Genomic DNA, 17,448 nt, shown 5'->3' on the forward strand with positions numbered 1-17,448 from the left:
GGGACGAGGCCGGGTCCTTCGACAGCGCCTCGAAGATCTCGCGGGCCTTGGCCGCATCCTTCTGGCGCAGGGCCAGCAGACCCTGCAGCTCGCGCGCCTCGGCCCGCCAGGGGGCGCCGTCGGCGGCCAGCGGCGCCAGCTCGCCGCTCAGCGCCGCGGGGTCGCCGTCGTCGAGCCGGGCCATCACCGCATAGAGGCGGGCGAGGTCGCGCACCACCGAGTTGACGCCGCTGTCGCCGGCGATCTGCTGGTAGATCTTGCCGGCCTCATCGCGCTTGCCGGCGTCGAGATTGGCGCGGGCCTCCAGCAGACGCGCCAGGGCGGCGCGGTCGGCGCTGCTGTCGGCGGCGACGGCGGCGTAGACCGAGGCGGCATTCTTCGGGTCGGCGGCGGCCTGCTGCTGGGCGTCGACCAGCGCCCGGGTCTGCGACTGTGCCTGACTCTGGCTGTAGCTGCGCCAGCCGACGAAGGCGGCGGTGCCGACGACGATGGCGACCGCGCCGGCGATGATCAGCTTGCCGTAGCTATTCCAGATCGCCTTGACGCGATCCTCGCGCAGGGCTTCGTCGACTTCGCGGAAGATATCGGTCATCACCAGGTTCCGAACAGGGCGCCGCCTCGGCCAGGGCAGCGCGGCCGAGCCGCCTTACCTAGACGATTGGTTCCGGGAAGACAATCCAAGGGTGTGGCAGCGATAAGGCGATGTGCGCCGCCGGGGCGATCCGGACATCGCTGCGACCCCGGCGCGCGCCGTCTGGACGCGCGGCCGGATTTGTCCAACACTTGCACCGACCGACTCAACGGCATCGAGGCATTCCGTCCGGCGCATGTCGCAGGTTCTCGATCTCTCCCAGATTCGGCGCGGCCGCGGGCGCGTCTATTTCAACCGCGGCGAGCTCGGCCAGCTGCTCGGCCTCTATTTCGACCGCGTCGCCGCCGGCGAATGGCGCGACTATGCCATCGACCACAGTGTCGGCATCGCCGTGTTCAGCGTGTTCCGGCACAGCCATGACCGGCCGCTCTACGGCATCGCCAAGACGGTGGGCGCGCAGGGAACGGAATACAGCGTCTATGAGGGCAAGCACCGGCTGCGCCGCAGCCGCGTCCTGGCCGAGGTGCTGGAGCTGTTCGAGCGCAAGCTGACGCTGGTCCGCGACTGACCCCGAATCCCCTTACCCCGATCCAGGCAGCTTCATGACCGACTTCGCCCTCTATCCCAGCCTGCAGGACCGTGCCGTGCTGATCACCGGCGGCGGCTCCGGCATCGGCGCCGCCCTGGTCGAGCATTTCGCGCGCCAGAACAGCCGGGTGGCGTTCTGCGACATCGACGCTGAGTCCTCGCGGGTGCTGGTCGAAAGGCTGGTGGGCGAGGGGCTGTCCGCGCCGGCCTTCCTGCCCTGCGACCTGCGCGACATCGACGCGCTGCGGGCGATGGTGCGGGCGGCGGAGGCGGCGGTCGGCCCGATCCGGGTGCTGGTGAACAACGCCGGCCACGACCAGCGCCACAGCATCGACGAGGTGACGCCGGAGTACTGGGACGACCGGCTGGCGGTGAACCTCAAGCACCAGTTCTTCATGGTGCAGGCGGTGCGGCAGGGCATGCGCGACGCCGGCGGCGGTTCGGTGATCAATTTCGGCTCGATCTCCTGGCGCGCGGGGATGGGCGGCATGCCGGCCTACACCACGGCCAAGGCGGCAATCGAGGGCCTGACCCGCAGCCTGGCGCGCGACCTGGGCGCCGAGGGCATTCGGGTGAACTGCGTGCTGCCCGGCGCGGTGCGGACCGAGCGGCAGGTCAAGCTGTGGTACACGCCCGAATACGTCGAGCGGATCATGGCGTCGCAATGCCTGAAGAGCTTCGTCGAGCCCGACGACATCGCCCGCATGGTCGCCTTCCTGGCCTCGGACGACGCCCGGATGTGCACCAGCCAGATGTATGTGGTGGACGCCGGCTGGATCTGACCAGCCTCGGCATCCGATTCTGGCACCATCGATCACTCCCATCTGGATCTAACGGCGACGGCCGAAACCCGGCATTGTGTCGATGTCCCGGGATCGGCCCGGGCCGCTGCGATGCCCCCGGGACGCCGGGGAGGGGAGACGCAATGCGCGCGACCTGCCCTGGACCCTCCGGTTCAGGCGCCCAGCAGCGTGGTCTCGATCCGGGCGTCCGGCGCGATCGCGCGGATGCCGTCGGCCAGCTCGCGGCCGACGGCCTCCAGCGCCGCGATCGGCATGGGCTCCAGCCGTTCGATCACGAACCACATTTCCGTCGTCGGCAGATCCAGCCGGGTGCACGGGCCCTGGCGCCAGTTCCAGCGCCGGCAGGTAACGCCGCGGTCGTCACGCCACACCACCTCGCCCGGCTCCGGATGCTCGATCGCGGGCTCGCCATTCGCGAAGGTCTCGAAGATCTCGTCGCCGGTGGCCCGCACCAGCCGCGGCGGTCCTTCATAGGCTGCCAAGTCCTCGCCGCCGATCGGCACCGCCCAGCGCACGCTCAGCGCGTTGTACAGGTCGACCAGCCGGTTGATCGGCGGCAGCCCACCGTCGCGCAGGGCCCGCTTGCGCAGCGCCTCGGCCGAGCAGGGCGTGCGCTGCGGCTTGGCCCCGAAGCTGCGATAGGCCTCCCGCCAGGCTTCCAGATGTGCCGTCGCCCAATCGGGACCGATCGCGGCGGCCTCGCAGGCCTCGGCCAGTCGGGCGGCACTCTCGGCATCGCTCGGGCCGTTGCGGGCGCCGTGCGCCACCAGGCTCAGGGCCACGAAATCCGGGCGCAGCGCCTGGACGGCAGGATCGATGACGGGCAGGGCGGACAGCATCGTCATGGTTCTTTAAAATGACCGAATAGTTCACTTTACTGAATAGGCCGAGATGACCGAGCTGGTCAACATTGAGGACGATAAGGCTCCCGACAATCCCGAGGCCGCGACTGCGGCGGCGGTGGCGCGCCATGTCGCCGAGCAGCGGCGGGCGCGGCGGCTGTCGCTGGACGCGCTGGCCCGGCTCTCCGGCGTCAGCAAGGGCATGCTGGTGCAGATCGAGAACGCCCGCTCCAACCCCTCGATCGGCACGCTGTGCCGGGTCGCCGCGGCGCTGGGCGTCTCGGTGGCGGCGCTGGTGGATCTGGGCAGTCAGGACGTGGTGCGGCTGGTCCGGCCGGGGGAGGCGGCGCGGCTCTGGGCCGGGCCGGAGGGCGGCACCGCGGTGCTGCTGGTCGGCAGCGACGGGCCGGACATGCTGGAGCTGTGGAGCTGGGAGCTGAAACCGCGGGAGCGGCATGTCTCCGACCCGCATCCGCCCGGCACGCGCGAGCTGCTGCACGTCACCGCCGGCACGCTGCTGCTGGAGGTCGACGGGCGGCCGCATGAGGTGCCGGCCGGCACATCCGCGCTGCTGCACAGCGACCGGCCGCACGCCTATGCCTGCAAGGGTACGCGGCCGGTCCGCTTCAACATGGTGGTCATGGAGCCGCACGCGACGATGCGGCGGTCCTGAGGGAGGGCCGCCGGCCCTCCCGCGTCGGATTACGCGCCCATCCCAGCGAGCAGGACGTATTTCAGCTCCACGAACTCCTCGATGCCGTGATGCGAGCCCTCGCGGCCGAGGCCGGATTCCTTGACTCCGCCGAAGGGCGCGACCTCGGTGGCGACGATGCCGGCATTGACGCCGACGATGCCGTATTCCAGCGCCTCGGCCACCCGGAACACGCGGCCCAGGTCGCGGGCGTAGAAATAGGCGGCCAGGCCGAAGGGCGTGGCGTTGGCCTGGGCCACCACATCCGCCTCGTCGCGGAAGCGGTAGACCGGGGCCAGCGGGCCGAAGGTCTCCTCCTGCGTCACCACCATCTCGGTGGTGGCGCCGGACAGCACCGTCGGCTCGAAGAAGGTGCCGCCCAGGGCGTGGCGCTTGCCGCCGGTGACGACGACAGCACCCTTGGACACCGCGTCAGCGATGTGCCGCTCGGTCTTCTCCACCGCCTCTTCGGTGATCAGCGGGCCCTGGACCACGCCGGCCTCGGTGCCGTTTCCGACCTTCATCGCCTTCACCTTGGCGGCGAAGCGGGCAATGAAATCGTCATAGACCCCGTCCTGGACATAGATCCGGTTGGCGCAGACGCAGGTCTGGCCCATGTTGCGGAACTTCGAGGCCAGGGCGCCCTCGACCGCGGCGTCGATGTCGGCGTCGTCGAAGACGATGAAGGGCGCGTTGCCGCCCAGCTCCAGACCGACCTTCTTCACCGTTTCGGCGGCCTGGCGCATCAGGAGCTTGCCGACCTCGGTCGACCCGGTGAAGCCGACGAACTTCACGGCGGGGTGGCCGGTGAGCACCTTGCCGATCTTCGGCGCGTCGCCGGTGATCACGTTCAGCACGCCGGCCGGCACTCCGGCGCGCACCGCCAGCTCGGCCAGGGCGAGCGCGGTCAGGGGCGTCTCCGGCGCCGGCTTGATCACGGCGGTGCAGCCGGCGGCCAGGGCCGGCGACACCTTGCGGGTGATCATCGCCGCCGGGAAGTTCCAGGGCGTGATCGCCGCGACCACGCCGATCGGCTGGCGCATCACCAGGATACGGGCATCGGCGCGGTGGCTCGGGATGGTCTCGCCGTAGATGCGCTTGGCCTCCTCGGCATAGAACTCGACGAAAGAGGCCGCGTAGTCGACCTCGCCGCGCGCCTCGGCCAGCGGCTTGCCCTGCTCGCTGGTCATGATCAGGGCGATGTCCTCGCGGTTCGCGATGATCAGGTCGAACCAGCGGCGCAGGATGGCGGAGCGCTCCTTGGCGGTCTTCTTCGCCCAGGGGCCGAAGGCGGCCTCGGCGGCCTCGACCGCGTCGGTGGCTTCGGCCTCGCCGAAGCGCGGCACGTGCCCCAGCGTCTCGCCGGTCGCCGGGTTGGTCACCGGGTCGACGGCCTCGCCGATCCAGGAGCCGCCGATCAGGTTCTGGCTCTTGAGCAGGGTCGGGTCGTTCAGGGTCAGGGTGGGCATCAGGGCCTCACAGGGTCACGGAACGGAATGCTCTTGCGGCGCTCTTGTGGCGAGGCCGCACGCCCCCTCACCCGAAATCGCTGCGCGATTTCGACCTCTCCCCAAGGAGAGATGAAGGGACGGCGCTCGTTTCCCTCTCCTCGGGGAGAGGGAGGGGCCCGGCCCGTCAGGGCCGGGAGGGTGACGGGGCGGGCCGTGCCGGCCGGCTCAGGCGGCCGCCAGCGCCTTCTCCAGCACGTCCAGGCCTTCGTCGACGATGGCGTCGCTGGCGGTCAGCGGCACCAGGATGCGGATGACATTGGCGTTGACGCCGCAGGACAGCAGCACTAGGCCGTTCTCATAGGCCTTCTGGGTCACCCGCTTGGTGGCGTCGGCATCGGGGTCGGCGGCGCCGCGCGACTTGACGATCTCGAACGCGACCATGCCGCCCAGGCCGCGGATCGCGGCGATCGGCAGCAGATCGTTCCGCCGCGACAGCGTCTCCAGCCGGGCCTTGATCCGGGCGCCGATGGCGTTGGAGCGGTCGAGCAGCTTCTCTTCCTTGAACACCTCCAGCACCGCCAGCGCCGCGGCGCAGGACAGCGGATTGCCGGCATAGGTGCCGCCCAGCCCGCCCGGGTCGGCCGCGTCCATGATCGGCGCCCGGCCGATCACGCCGGACAGTGGGAAGCCGCCGGCCAGGCTCTTGGCGACGCAGATCAGGTCGGCCTCGACGTCGTAATGCTCCATCGCGAACATCTTGCCGGTGCGGCCGAAGCCGGTCTGCACCTCGTCGGCGATCAGCACGATGCCGTGCTCGTCGCAGATCCGGCGCAAAGCGCGCATCAGCTCCGTCGGCACCTCGTAGAAGCCGCCCTCGCCCTGCACCGGCTCGAGGATGATCGCGGCGACGCGCGACGGGTCGACATCGGCCTTAAACAGGAAGTTCAGGTGGCGCAGCGAATCCTCGACCGTGACGCCGTGATGCGCGACCGGGAACGGCACGTGCCAGACATCCGGCAATGTGGGCCCGAGGCCCTTCTTGTAGGGCACGACCTTGCCGGTCATGGCCGAGGCCAGGATGGTGCGGCCATGGAAGGCGCCGGTGAAGGCGATGATGCCGCTGCGGCCGGTGGCGGCGCGCGAGATCTTGATCGCGTTCTCGGTCGCCTCGGCGCCGGTTGTGAAGAAGACGGACTTCAGCGGGCCGGAGATCGGGGCCAGCGCGTTCAGCTTCTCGGCCAGCTCGATATACGGCTCGTACATCAGCACCTGGAAGCAGGTGTGGGTGAAGTTCTCCATCTGCGCCTGGACGGCGGCGATCACCTTCGGGTGGCAGTGGCCGGTGTTGACCACGGCGATGCCGCCGGCGAAGTCGACATAGCGCTTGCCCTCGACATCCCAGACCTCGGCGTTCAGCGCGCGGGCGGCGGAGATCGGGGTGGTGTGCCCGACCCCGCGGACGACGGCGGCGTTGCGGCGCTGAAGAAGCTCGGCATTGGTGGTCATGGGCATCCTCTTGGGTTCGGGCCTTGCGCTAGAAAGTCGGTGCGGCAGGGCCGCTGCACAATCACCTAGTTTGAACGCGTCTGGTGCCTTCTATGCACCATTGCCGTTTGGGGTCGCGAAGAGGTCGCGCAGCCAGCCGCGCAACGTGGCCAGGCCGGGCTCGTCCCACCGCGCCGCCTCGGACAGGAAGTAATAGCCGCCGAGGCGGATGTCGGACGGCACCATCTCCACCAGCCCGCCGGCGGCCAAGTCCTCCCCGGCCAGCACGGCATTGGCCAGGGCAACGCCCTGGCCCAGCCGGGCGGCCTCGATCGCCAGATGGGCGTGCCACAGCCGGGGACCCCGCAGCGGCGGCACCTCCGCCACCCCGGCGCGGCGCAGCCAGCGCTGCCACTGCTCGGTGGATTCCTCATGGATCAGCGGCACGCGCAGCAGGTCGGCCGGCGCCACCACATCGGAGTGGCGGGCGCGGAAGGCGGCGCTGGCCACCGGGAAGACTCGCGGGCTGGACAGCAGCTCGGCCCGCACCCCGTCGCGCGGCCCGGCCGTCTCCAGATAGATGATCTCGGCGTCGACCTCGTCGCGGGCGAAGTCGGGCCGGGCCAGGGTCGGCAGCAGGGTGATCTCGTGCTGCGGCAGCAGGGCCTCCAGCTCCGGCAGCCGCGGCAGCACCCGGCGCGAGGCGACGCCGGGGGCGCACCAGATCGCCAGGGTGCGGCGGCGCGGCGCCGACAGCTCGGCGGTGGCGCGCTCGACCAGGTCCAGCGCCTGGCCGATCTGCGCCAGGTAGCGCTGGCCCTCCGGCGTCAGCGCCAGGCCGCGCCCGGCGGGGCGCAGCAGCCGGGCGCCCAGCCGCTGCTCCAGGTTGCGGACATGGCGCGAGACCACGGTGTGGCTGACCGCCAGCTCCTCCCCCGCCGCGCGGACGCTGCCGAGGCGGCCGACGGCCTCGAAGGCGCGGAGCGCGAGGAGCGGGGGCAGGCGGCGGGCCATGGCGGTCTCGGGTCGGACTGGGGGCAACGGGCGGGCGAAGCGGACCCTAGCACGGCGGCGGCGCGGGCAGGCGTTCCGCCGATATATGAATTTTTTCACGAATCCACAGAATCCGGATTGCCGAGCGGGGCGGAGCCGGGATTAAGCTGATGGGGGGCGCGAAAAGGCCGGGGGACACTGGCCGAGGCGCGCCGGATTCTTGGTGGGGGAGACAATTTCATGCCGGTATTTTCAGGCACGGCGGCGGCTGACCGGATCGTCGGCAGCGCCGATGCGGACCAGATCTATGGCCTCGATGGCAATGACACGCTCTATGGCGCGGGCGGCAATGACTGGCTGGTCGGCGGGCTCGGCGACGACATCCTCGTCGGCGGTCTCGGCGACGATTCCTACGACGTGGACTCCGCCGGCGACCAGGTGGTGGAGCGGGCGGGGGAGGGCATCGACCGTGTGCGCGCTTCGGTCAGCCACCAGCTTGCGGCGAATGTCGAGATCCTGACCCTGACGGGCACGGCCGACATCAACGGCTTCGGCAATGCGCTGGACAACACGATCCTCGGCAATGCCGGGAACAACGTGCTCAATGGCGGCGCCGGCAACGACGCGATGGCCGGGGGCGCGGGCAACGACGTCTACGACGTGGACTCGGCCGGCGACGTGGTGAGCGAGGGCGCGAATGCCGGCTATGACCGAGTGAGGGCCTCGGTCAGCTACACGCTGGGCGCCAATGTCGAGGAGCTGAACTTGGTCGGCACGGCAAACATCGATGGAGCCGGAAACGGGGGAAGCAACACCATCGTCGGCAATGCCGGGGCAAACGGCCTCTATGGCGGTGGGGGCGATGACCAGATTCTCGGTGGTGATGGCGACGACTTGATCGTTGGAGGAACAGGAAAGGATTATCTGCGCGGCGGTGCTGGTGACGATTCATTCGAAATCGCGTTCAAATATGAGATTGTCGCCGGTGAGGTCTATGATGGGGGCAGTGGTGTTGACGCGCTCTCTCTATCGCCTGGCATCAATGTAATAGATCTAACGAGCCTCGATTTTCGTAACATGGAGGTGCTCAATTCTTTTGTAACGATTGTTCAAATCGGAGTGCGTCAAGTTGCACAATTCAACTCGATCAATGCCTCGACTCTGCAATTGATCGGAGGTGGTTCCGCCGATTTTTCCGGATTCCAAAAGCTGGGCGTCACTGCCCTATATCTCTCTGATCTGGGCAACGCGGTGGATATGGCTGGCGTGGCTTCCAATGTCGATCGCATCTCCATTACCGGTGGTGCATCCGCGGACAGTGTGGTCGGCCCGGACGGTGCGGCCTCGATATACGGCAGACTGGGAAATGACCATCTGACGGCCGGATCTGTCGGCAGCAGTCTCGACGGCGGTGAGGGAAACGACACCCTGCTCGGAGGTGCCGGCGCCGACGGGCTTCGCGGGGCGGCCGGAATGGACGTCCTCCGGGGCGGCGCGGGCGACGATATGCTGATCATCGGGGGCACCGACGTGTCGACGGGCCAATCGCTGGATGGCCACCTCGACCTGACGGCCGGCGATGTCTTCGACGGTGGGGCGGGGCGCGACACACTCAGGGTCTTCACGGGGGCCGGCCCCTTGGACCTTTCGGTGGCTGACCTTACCGGACTTGAGGTTCTGGAAGTCTATTCCAATACGGCCGTTCTGACCGCCGTTCAACTCGACCAGTTTCTGGAAATTCATGCCAATTCGATCGTCCTCAAGGGAAGCGGCACAGTCGATTTGTCCGATGCAACGCTCGATGTTCTGAGCCTACGGCTCTCGGACAACGGCAACACCCTGATACTGCCGGGGGTCGGCTTCAATCTTCCCGAAGTTCAAGGGGGAGCCGGGGCCGATGTGGTTCTGGGCGGGCCACTATCTAGCGAGATTTATGGTAATGGCGGGGATGATGATCTCAGAGGCGATGCTGGGTTCGATCAGCTGCAAGGCGGTGCCGGCGATGACCGACTGACCGGAGGAGCCGGCGACGATTTGCTGGTCGGCGGTGCCGGTGCGGATCAGTTCATCTATCATGCCGGCGCCAGTGGGCTCGATCATGTCAATGACTTCATCGCCTCGGGAGGTGAGGACAAGCTGGTCTTCGAGGATTTGCTCCACGGCACCTTCAGCTATCGCGGAGCCGCAGCCTTCACCGCGAGCGGCAACAGCGAGGCACGATTTTCGGGCGAAAATTTGCTGGTTGACACAGACGGCAACGGCGCCGTGGACATCACCATCTACCTGACCGGTATGACCACCGCATCCCAGCTCCACGCTTCCGATTTCGTGTTCACCTGAATGCTGCCATCGGTGGAGGCCACGTCGAGCCGACTGTGGCGACGGGATCCCATGAGTTTGCGCAAAACCCGGGGGCGGGCAGAAGCAGCATCGGTCGCGGTGCGTTGATTTGAAAGGGAGAGGATTTCATGCCGGTATTGACGGGCACGGCGGCGGCTGACCGGATCGTCGGCAGCGCCACAGCGGACGAGATCTATGGTCTCGACGCCAATGACCTGCTGTATGGCCTTGACGGCAACGATGCGTTGAACGGAGGGCTCGGCGACGACATCCTCGTCGGCGGCCTCGGCGACGACACCTATTATGTCGGGGCGGCCGGCGACCAGGTGGTGGAGCGGGCGGGCGAGGGCATTGACCGGGTGCTGGCCTGGGTCAGCCACCAGCTGGCGGCCAATGTCGAGATCCTGACCCTGGCAGGCACGGCCGACCTCAACGGCTTCGGCAACGCGCTGGACAACACGCTTGTCGGCAATGCTGGGAACAACGTGCTCAATGGCGGCGCTGGCAACGACGCGATGGCTGGGGGCGCGGGCAACGATGTCTACGACGTGGACTCGGCCGGCGATGTGGTGAGCGAGGGCACCAATGCCGGCTACGACCGGATTCGGGCCTCGGTCAGCTACATCCTGAGCGCGAATGTCGAGGAGCTGAACCTGACCGGGACGACGGCCATAGACGGCACCGGCAACGCGCTGGCCAACACCATCGTCGGCAACGCAGGGAACAACGTGCTCAACGGCGGGGCCGGAGACGATGTGCTGATAGGCCGTGGCGGCAACGACACCTATGACGTCGATGCCATCGGCGACAAGGTGGTGGAGGCGGCGGGTGAAGGCCACGACCTCGTCCGGGCCTCGATCAACTGGCAACTCGGCGCCAACGTCGAAGACCTGACACTGACCGGGACGGGCAACCTCAACGGCTTCGGCAATGCGCTGGCCAACACAATCCTCGGCAATGCCGGCAACAACGAGCTCAATGGTGGCGCAGGCGACGACCATCTGACCGGTGGTGCGGGTTCTGACCGAATGGTGGGCGGCACGGGCAATGACACTTACGAGGTTGGCTCAGCGGGTGACTTGGTGGTCGAGGCCGCGGGTGCCGGTACGGATACTGTCCAATCGGCCATCAGTTATATCCTGGGCGCCAACCTTGAGGATCTTGTGTTGATCGGTATGACATCGATCAATGGGACTGGCAATGCCGCTGGCAACTATATCCTTGGAAACAGTGGATCGAATACACTTGAAGGAAAAGATGGAAACGACATCCTTTCTGGTGGTCCCGGATTCGATATTTTGATCGGCGGAAAGGGGGATGATATATATTACGTTTATGATTTTCAGATTGGTTCTCCTCCTTATCTTGGTGATAGGATAGTTGAGTTGGCTGATGAGGGTATAGATACTGTAATTTCGTCTTTAGGTGGCGAACTTCGTAGTAACATAGAAAATTTAACCATCGATTCTGACGAAGACTATGTAAGTGGCGGTGGAAATTCTCTAAATAACACGATTATCGGTGGCAGCGGTGTGAACGAGATTCGTGGAGGTGGATTGTCTGGGTTCGGAGGCGATGACGTACTATATGGCATGGGCGGGAATGATATGATTCATGGAGGTAGTGGTAGGGATGAATTGTATGGAGGTGATGGTAATGATCTTCTGTACATTGATGCAGGTGAGATCAAAAGCGGAGAGATCTATGATGGTGGTGATGGGTTTGATTATTTAAATACCGAAATATTCTCTGGTGGTCTGAGCAATGATATAATGGATTTGTCTGTTGTTGAAATAAATAGTATAGAAATCATAAGTCTTTACTGCAAAGAGGCAATTTTGAATGCAAGCGATATAAATGGACTTTATCGACTTAGATCTGATGTTGTTACCATCATCGGTGGCGGTTTGGTTGATTTATCGATAACTGAGCTTGAGAGAAATTTCGCGACAGAGCCGTTGCATGGATTGACGAATTTCCGTCTTTCTGACGAAGGCAATACCATATTGCTGTCGGATAGCGGCCAAGGCTTCGTCGTGGTCGGAGGGATACAGAACGACACGGCCTCCGGCACTAGTGCCGCTGATTGGCTCAACGGCGGAGATGGAAACGACATTCTCAATGGAAACGGAGGGGCGGACCATTTGTCCGGCGGACGAGGAACCGACGCCCTGACTGGAGGGGCAGGCGCGGACGTGTTCGAGTTCTCGAGCATCCTGGACGGTACTGACACCATCGCGGATTTCGTCTCGGCACAGGGTGACAAGTTGGCTTTCCAGGGGCTGCTCCACGGCGCCTTCAGCTATCTTGGGGCGGCCATCTTCACGGGCGCCGGCAACAGTGAGGCACGGTTCGCCGGTGGACAGGCGCTCATTGATACAGATGGCAACGGCACGACGGACATCACAATCAAGTTGACCGGCATCACCTCCGCGTCCCAGCTTCACGCCTCGGATTTCGTGTTCTCGTAACCGGTTCGCGACCGGCGGAGGCTCTCCGCACCCGCCCCGCATTTCCCGAATGCTGCGTTGCAGCATTCGTATGAGGTTTGCTCCGGCCAAGCGCGCATCTTAGGGACGACGTCCCGTCACCGGATCCGCCCCTCATGCCGCTGCCGCTCTTCGCCCTGGCCGTTGCCGCGTTCGGCATCGGCACCACCGAGTTCGTGATCATGGGCCTGCTGCCCGACGTGGCGCGGGACCTCGGCGTCTCGATTCCGGCGGCCGGCATGCTGGTCTCGGGCTACGCCCTCAGCGTCACCATCGGCGCGCCGATCGTCGCGCTGCTGACGGCGAAGCTGCCGCGCAAGACCACGCTGCTGGGGCTGATGGGCGTGTTCATCCTCGGCAACCTGATGTGCGCGCTGGCGCCGGACTACTGGTCGCTGATGGCCGCCCGGGTGCTGACGGCGCTGTGCCATGGCGCCTTCTTCGGCATCGGCGCCGTCGTCGCCACCGGCCTCGTGCCCCGGCACCAGCGGTCGCGCGCCGTCGCGCTGATGTTCTCCGGCCTCACCCTGGCGAACGTCCTGGGCGTGCCCTTCGGCACCGCGCTGGGCCATGTCGCCGGCTGGCGCGCCACCTTCGGCGCCATCGTCCCGATCGGCATCGCCGCGGCGCTGGCCATCGCCTTCATCCTGCCGCGCGACCGCGATGCGCCGGCCGGCAACCTCCTGTCCGAATTCTCGGTGCTGCGCAAGCCGCAGGTGCTGCTGGCCATGGCGCTCAGCATCCTGTCCTCGGTCAGCCTGTTCACCGTCTTCACCTACATCACCCCGATCCTCGAGACCGTGTCCGGCCTGACGCCGCAGGGTGTCACCACCGCGCTGCTGCTGTTCGGCGTCGGCATCACCGTCGGGAACCTGTTCGGCGGCCGCCTGGCCGATTGGCGGCTGATGCCGGCGGTGATGATCAGCTTCACCGCGCTGGCCGTGGCCTGCGCCGGCTTCGGACTGGCCGCGCCGATGATGGTGCCGGCCGTCGCCGCCATGGTGCTGTGGGGCGTGGTCCAGTTCAGCCTCGGCGCGCCTCTGCAGACCCGGGTGGTCGACCAGGCGCATGAGGCGCCGAACCTCGCCTCCACCCTGAACCAGGGCGCCTTCAATCTCGGCAACGCCGCCGGCGCCTGGCTCGGCGGCGCCGCGATCACCGCCGGCATGCCCTATGGCCAGATCCCCTATCTCGGCGCCGCCGTCGCCGTGCTCGGCCTTGCCGTCGCGGTGCTGTCCTACGCGCTGGACCGGCGCGCCCCGGCGATGGCCTGAGGGCCAGTCCCGCTTGATCCGCGACGGCTCGAAGCTCAACTTAGCTTGAGTATCGACCGCGACGGACCAGGCCTATGGACGGAGTCCTGACGATCAACCAGGTGGCGCGGCGCAGCGGCGTCGCCGCCTCGGCGCTGCGCTATTACGAGGAGCGGGGGCTGATCCGGTCCGAGCGCGCCGGCTCCGGCCACCGCCGCTTCCCGCGCGCGGCGCTGCGGCGGATCGCCTTCATCGTCTTCGCCCAGAGGCTCGGCATGTCGCTCGAGGAGGTGAAGGCCGAACTCGACAAGCTGCCGACCGACCATATCCCCACTGGCGAGGACTGGGCGCGCCTGTCCGGCGGCTGGACCCGGCGGATCGACGAGCGGATCGCGGAGCTGGAGCGGCTGAAATCCGGCCTCGCCGGCTGCATCGGCTGCGGCTGCCTGTCGATGTCGACCTGCGGCCTGGTCAACCCGGCCGACCGCGCCGGCCGCGCCGGACCCGGGCCGCGCTTCTGGGTCGGCGACAAGAAGCCCCGCGGATGAGGTGGTCGTAGGTTGGCTTAAGCACGTTTCCAGCGCTGCAGCAGGTCGGTCACCCGGCCGAAGGCGAGGTCGGCCAGCACCGCCAGCGTGCCCACCACCACCGCGCCCTGGATGACATAGGCCAGGTTGTTGCCGTTCAGCCCGACGATGATCGGCGTGCCCAGGGTGCGGGCGCCGACGGTGGAGGCGATCGCCGCCGTGCCGATGTTGATCGCGATCGAGGTGCGGATGCCGGCCATGATCACTGGCGCCGCCAGCGGCAGCTCCACCGACCACAGCCGCCGGACGGGGCCCATGCCTATGCCTTCCGCCGCGTCGCGCGCCGCTGGCGGCACCTGCTCCAGCCCGGCGATGGTGTTTTCCACGATCGGCAGCAGGCCGTACAGCGACAGGGCGATCAGCGCCGGCCAGGCGCCGAAACCGAGCAGTGGGACGGAGATCGCCAGCACCGCCACCGGCGGGAAGGTCTGGCCGATCGCCGTCACCGTCTCGACCAAGCCGCGGAACTCGGCCCCGGCGCGGCGGGTGACGAAGATGCCGGCGGCCACGCCGATGACGACCGCGATCAGGCTCGACGCGCCGACCAGCGCGACATGCGCCACCACCAGGGCCGGGAAGCTGTCGGCCTCGTAGAAGGGCCGCTCCAACTGCGGGAACCAGGCGGCGAAGATCGGTCGGGTCAGCGGCAGGCCGAAGACCAGCGCGGCGAAGCCGACGGCCAGCCAGAGCAGCGGGTCGCGCCAGGGCCGCCAGCCCGGGCGTCCGGACGCCGCCGCGACGGGCTGGGCGACGCTCACGCCCGCACCAGGTCGTCGAGATGCAGCACGCCCAGCGGCTTGCCGTCGGCCGCCGCCACCGGGGCGCTGTCGGCATGGCGCGCCACCAGGATCGACAGGGCGGTGCGCAGCGAGGCGTCTGCCGGGATCGGCGCGCCGTCCGCCGGCTCGCCGGGCCGGGCCCGGTCGGCCGCTGTCTCGGTCGCCAGCAGCTTCAGCCCCAGATCGTCGCGGCCGATGAAGTCGCGCACGAAGTCGTTGGCCGGCGCGGTCAGAATCTCCCGCGGGCTGCCCAACTGCACCAGCCGGCCGTGGTCCAGAATGGCGATCTGGGTGGCCAGGCGCAGCGCCTCGTCCATGTCGTGGGTGACGAAGACGATGGTCTTGCCGGTCTCGCGGTGGATTCGCGCCATCTCGCCCTGCAGCGCGTCGCGGGTGATCGGGTCCAGCGCGCCGAACGGCTCGTCCATCAGCAGCACCTCGGGATCGGCCGCCAGCGCCCGGGCGACGCCGACGCGCTGCTGCTGCCCGCCGGACAGCTGGTGCGGATACTTCGCGGCAAAGCGCGGGTCGAGCTGCAGCAGCTCCAGCAGCTCCTGCACCCGGCCGTCGATCTTCGCCTGCGGCCAGCCCAGCAGGGTCGGCACCGCGGCGATGTTGCGGGCCACCGTCCAGTGCGGGAACAGGCCGATCGACTGGATGGCATAGCCCATGCGGCGACGCAGCGCCTCGGCCGGGATCTTCGTCACGTCCTCGCCGCCGACCCGGAGGCTGCCGGAGGAGTGCAGGATCAACCGGTTGATCATGCGCAGGCTGGTCGACTTGCCGGAGCCGGAGGACCCGATCAGGGCGCAGAAGGCGCCGTCCGGGATGCTTAGGGTCAGGTCGTCGACCGCCTTGATGCCGTCGAACTGCTTGCTGACATGCTCGAACTCGATCATGCGGCTCTCCTCCCCGAAGACGGGGCTTGCAGGGCGGCGACCAGGATGCGGAACACGGCGTCGACCGCCACCGCCATCAGGATGATCGGCAGGGCGCCCAGCAGCACCAGGTCGAGGGCATTGGCGAACAGGCCCTGGAACATCACGGCGCCCAGCCCGCCGGCGCCGATCAGCGCCGCCACCGCGGTCAGGCCGATGGCCTGGATCAGGGTGATGCGCAGGCCGGACAGGAACACCGGCAGGGCCAGCGGCACCTCGACCTTGCGGAAGATCTGGCGCGGGGTCATGCCGATGCCGCGGGCGGCGTCGATCACCCCGGCCTCGACCTGGTCCAGCCCGGCGGCGGTGTTGCGGGCGATCGGCAGCAGCGAATAGAGGGTCAGCGCGATCACCGCCGGGGTGATGCCGATGCCGCTGATGCCGAGCCAGGGCAGGGCGGCGGAGAGGGCGGAGAGCGGGGCGATCAAGAGGCCGAACAGCGCGATCGACGGCACCGTCTGGATGATGCCGAGGATCGAGAAGATCGGCCCGCGCGCGGCGGCGGAGCGGTGGGCGGCGATGCCCAGCGGCACGCCGATCAGCAGCGTCGGTATCAGCGCCAGCCCGACCAGCAGCAGGTGGCGCAGCACCTGTGGGCCGAACACGCCGTGCTGCTGGACGTATTCCTTCATCAGCGACAGCTGGTCGACCGCGCCGCCGGCGATCAGCGCCGCCACCGGCGCGGCCAGCAGCAGGGCGGTGCCCAGCCGGGCCAGCGGGCCCAGCTGCAGCCGGCGAGCGGCGTCGGCGGCAGCCAGAAGGGCGGTGAGGGCCAGCACCCAGAAGCCGGCGCCGAGCGAGGTGCGGGCCGAGGGGCGGGCGCCGACGGCCAGCAGCTCGGCCTGCATCCCGGCCAGCCAAACCAGGCCGACGGCGATCCCGATGCCCACTAGAAGCTGCAGCACCAGCGTCCAGCGCCGCGACGGCACGAAGGCCCCGGCCAGCAGCAGGGCGGCGGCGGCGATCGCCACCGGCCCCCAGGGCCCGGCGAGGTCGAGCGCGCCGATCGGCCGGCCGGACAGCAGCCGGTTCGGCGCGTTGGTCAGGATCGGCAGCGCCAGCACCCCGGCCAGCGCCACCAGCCCCAGCACCAGCAGCACGCGGTTGCGGATGACGGTCATGCGGCCATCAGAGCATCGGCCGGCCCGTCCTGTCGTGCCTTACTTCACGAACCCCTTCGCCTTCAGGTACTCGGCCGCGACGGCCTGCGGGTCCTCGCCGTCGACGGCGATCTTGCCGTTCAGCTCCTGCAGGGTCTTGAGGTCGAGCGAGGCGAAGACCGGGTCCAGCGCCTCCTTGATCTTCGGGTACTTGGCCAGGGTGTCGGCGCGGACCGTCGCCGCCGGCTCATAGACGATCTGCGCGCCCTTGCTGTCGTCCAGCACCACCAGGCCGACCGAGGAGATGGCGCCGTCGGTGCCGTAGACCATGGCCGTGTTGACGCCGGAGGTCTGCTCCGCCGCGGCGCGGATGGTGGCGGCGGTGTCGCCGCCGGCCAGGGTGACGATCTGGTCCTGCTTCAGCTTGAAGCCGTAGACCGACTGGAAGGATGGCAGGGCCGCCGGGCTCTCGACGAACTCGGCCGAGGCCGCCAGCTTGACGTCGCCGCCGTCCTTC

General features: G+C 67.9%; 16 protein-coding genes. 7 read left to right on the forward strand and 9 right to left on the reverse strand.

Features of this window, described 5'->3' with window-relative positions:
* Positions 1-592: tetratricopeptide repeat protein (locus ABDW35_RS14020; protein WP_343714489.1), on the reverse strand; the 592-nt coding region annotated here is incomplete at its 3' end.
* 235 nt (positions 593-827) lie between these two features.
* On the opposite strand from ABDW35_RS14020, the gene ABDW35_RS14025 reads away from it, so the two are divergent.
* Both ABDW35_RS14025 and ABDW35_RS14030 read left to right on the forward strand, forming a co-directional pair.
* Positions 828-1,160 (forward strand): DUF2794 domain-containing protein, encoded by a 333-nt coding sequence (locus tag ABDW35_RS14025; RefSeq protein ID WP_343714490.1) that lies wholly within the window; start codon positions 828-830, stop codon positions 1,158-1,160.
* Between the two features lie 34 nt (positions 1,161-1,194).
* On the forward strand, positions 1,195-1,962 hold the full coding sequence (locus tag ABDW35_RS14030) for an SDR family oxidoreductase (protein WP_343714491.1): 768 nt from the start codon (positions 1,195-1,197) through the stop codon (positions 1,960-1,962).
* 173 nt (positions 1,963-2,135) lie between these two features.
* Here ABDW35_RS14030 and ABDW35_RS14035 read toward each other — a convergent pair whose 3' ends face one another.
* A complete protein-coding gene (locus ABDW35_RS14035; RefSeq protein ID WP_343714492.1) occupies positions 2,136-2,828 on the reverse strand; it encodes a phenylalanine--tRNA ligase beta subunit-related protein in 693 nt (230 codons plus the stop codon).
* A gap of 46 nt (positions 2,829-2,874) precedes the next feature.
* Between ABDW35_RS14035 and ABDW35_RS14040 the strand changes: the two genes are divergently transcribed.
* Positions 2,875-3,498, forward strand: coding sequence for a helix-turn-helix domain-containing protein (locus ABDW35_RS14040; RefSeq protein WP_343714493.1), 624 nt, complete (start codon positions 2,875-2,877; stop codon positions 3,496-3,498).
* 29 nt (positions 3,499-3,527) lie between these two features.
* Here the strand turns inward: ABDW35_RS14040 and ABDW35_RS14045 are convergent, their stop codons facing one another.
* From ABDW35_RS14045 to ABDW35_RS14055, 3 genes are all read right to left on the reverse strand, one after another.
* Positions 3,528-4,985, reverse strand: a complete 1,458-nt coding sequence (locus ABDW35_RS14045; protein ID WP_343714494.1) for an NAD-dependent succinate-semialdehyde dehydrogenase — start codon at positions 4,983-4,985, stop codon at positions 3,528-3,530.
* 207 nt (positions 4,986-5,192) lie between these two features.
* Entirely contained in the window at positions 5,193-6,473 is a 1,281-nt protein-coding gene (gabT, locus tag ABDW35_RS14050) for a 4-aminobutyrate--2-oxoglutarate transaminase (protein WP_343714495.1), read from the reverse strand.
* A 90-nt stretch (positions 6,474-6,563) separates the two neighbouring features.
* Complete coding sequence (locus tag ABDW35_RS14055) at positions 6,564-7,466, reverse strand: LysR substrate-binding domain-containing protein (RefSeq protein WP_343714496.1); 903 nt, start codon at positions 7,464-7,466, stop codon at positions 6,564-6,566.
* 219 nt (positions 7,467-7,685) lie between these two features.
* Between ABDW35_RS14055 and ABDW35_RS14060 the strand changes: the two genes are divergently transcribed.
* The 4 genes from ABDW35_RS14060 to soxR all read left to right on the forward strand — a co-directional run bounded on the left by ABDW35_RS14060 (position 7,686) and on the right by soxR (position 14,075).
* The gene (locus ABDW35_RS14060) at positions 7,686-9,785 is read left to right on the forward strand and encodes a calcium-binding protein (RefSeq protein ID WP_343714497.1); all 2,100 of its coding nucleotides are present in this window, start codon (positions 7,686-7,688) and stop codon (positions 9,783-9,785) included.
* A gap of 128 nt (positions 9,786-9,913) precedes the next feature.
* On the forward strand, positions 9,914-12,256 hold the full coding sequence (locus tag ABDW35_RS14065) for a calcium-binding protein (protein ID WP_343714498.1): 2,343 nt from the start codon (positions 9,914-9,916) through the stop codon (positions 12,254-12,256).
* 134 nt (positions 12,257-12,390) lie between these two features.
* Complete coding sequence (locus ABDW35_RS14070) at positions 12,391-13,548, forward strand: MFS transporter (RefSeq protein ID WP_343714499.1); 1,158 nt, start codon at positions 12,391-12,393, stop codon at positions 13,546-13,548.
* A gap of 74 nt (positions 13,549-13,622) precedes the next feature.
* A complete protein-coding gene (soxR, locus tag ABDW35_RS14075) occupies positions 13,623-14,075 on the forward strand; it encodes a redox-sensitive transcriptional activator SoxR (RefSeq protein WP_343714500.1) in 453 nt (150 codons plus the stop codon).
* 17 nt (positions 14,076-14,092) lie between these two features.
* Here soxR and ABDW35_RS14080 read toward each other — a convergent pair whose 3' ends face one another.
* The 4 genes from ABDW35_RS14080 to ABDW35_RS14095 all read right to left on the reverse strand — a co-directional run.
* Positions 14,093-14,872, reverse strand: a complete 780-nt coding sequence (locus ABDW35_RS14080) for an ABC transporter permease (RefSeq protein ID WP_343714501.1) — start codon at positions 14,870-14,872, stop codon at positions 14,093-14,095.
* On the reverse strand, positions 14,869-15,792 hold the full coding sequence (locus ABDW35_RS14085) for an ABC transporter ATP-binding protein (protein ID WP_343714502.1): 924 nt from the start codon (positions 15,790-15,792) through the stop codon (positions 14,869-14,871). The genes ABDW35_RS14080 and ABDW35_RS14085 overlap by 4 nt, the downstream gene beginning before the upstream one ends.
* Positions 15,789-16,952, reverse strand: a complete 1,164-nt coding sequence (locus tag ABDW35_RS14090; protein ID WP_343714503.1) for an ABC transporter permease — start codon at positions 16,950-16,952, stop codon at positions 15,789-15,791. Before ABDW35_RS14090 ends, ABDW35_RS14085 begins: the two co-directional genes overlap by 4 nt.
* A 39-nt stretch (positions 16,953-16,991) precedes the next feature.
* On the reverse strand, positions 16,992-17,448 hold a 457-nt coding region (locus ABDW35_RS14095), incomplete at its 5' end, for a glycine betaine ABC transporter substrate-binding protein (RefSeq protein ID WP_343714504.1).

Origin of the sequence: Inquilinus sp. (assembly GCF_039594555.1) — a bacterium.
In the GTDB taxonomy this organism is placed as follows: domain Bacteria; phylum Pseudomonadota; class Alphaproteobacteria; order DSM-16000; family Inquilinaceae; genus Inquilinus.

What these genes read in the sequence shown, in the direction of transcription:
- ABDW35_RS14085 (WP_343714502.1), bottom strand. Translation starts at nt 15,792, where the DNA reads ATGATCGAGTTCGAGCATGTCAGCAAGCAGTTCGACGGCATCAAGGCG.
- ABDW35_RS14090 (WP_343714503.1), bottom strand. Translation starts at nt 16,952, where the DNA reads ATGACCGTCATCCGCAACCGCGTGCTGCTGGTGCTGGGGCTGGTGGCG.
- ABDW35_RS14065 (WP_343714498.1), top strand. Translation starts at nt 9,914, where the DNA reads ATGCCGGTATTGACGGGCACGGCGGCGGCTGACCGGATCGTCGGCAGC.
- ABDW35_RS14045 (WP_343714494.1), bottom strand. Translation starts at nt 4,985, where the DNA reads ATGCCCACCCTGACCCTGAACGACCCGACCCTGCTCAAGAGCCAGAAC.
- soxR (WP_343714500.1), top strand. Translation starts at nt 13,623, where the DNA reads ATGGACGGAGTCCTGACGATCAACCAGGTGGCGCGGCGCAGCGGCGTC.
- ABDW35_RS14035 (WP_343714492.1), bottom strand. Translation starts at nt 2,828, where the DNA reads ATGACGATGCTGTCCGCCCTGCCCGTCATCGATCCTGCCGTCCAGGCG.
- ABDW35_RS14055 (WP_343714496.1), bottom strand. Translation starts at nt 7,466, where the DNA reads ATGGCCCGCCGCCTGCCCCCGCTCCTCGCGCTCCGCGCCTTCGAGGCC.
- ABDW35_RS14060 (WP_343714497.1), top strand. Translation starts at nt 7,686, where the DNA reads ATGCCGGTATTTTCAGGCACGGCGGCGGCTGACCGGATCGTCGGCAGC.
- ABDW35_RS14070 (WP_343714499.1), top strand. Translation starts at nt 12,391, where the DNA reads ATGCCGCTGCCGCTCTTCGCCCTGGCCGTTGCCGCGTTCGGCATCGGC.
- ABDW35_RS14040 (WP_343714493.1), top strand. Translation starts at nt 2,875, where the DNA reads ATGACCGAGCTGGTCAACATTGAGGACGATAAGGCTCCCGACAATCCC.
- ABDW35_RS14025 (WP_343714490.1), top strand. Translation starts at nt 828, where the DNA reads ATGTCGCAGGTTCTCGATCTCTCCCAGATTCGGCGCGGCCGCGGGCGC.
- ABDW35_RS14030 (WP_343714491.1), top strand. Translation starts at nt 1,195, where the DNA reads ATGACCGACTTCGCCCTCTATCCCAGCCTGCAGGACCGTGCCGTGCTG.
- gabT (WP_343714495.1), bottom strand. Translation starts at nt 6,473, where the DNA reads ATGACCACCAATGCCGAGCTTCTTCAGCGCCGCAACGCCGCCGTCGTC.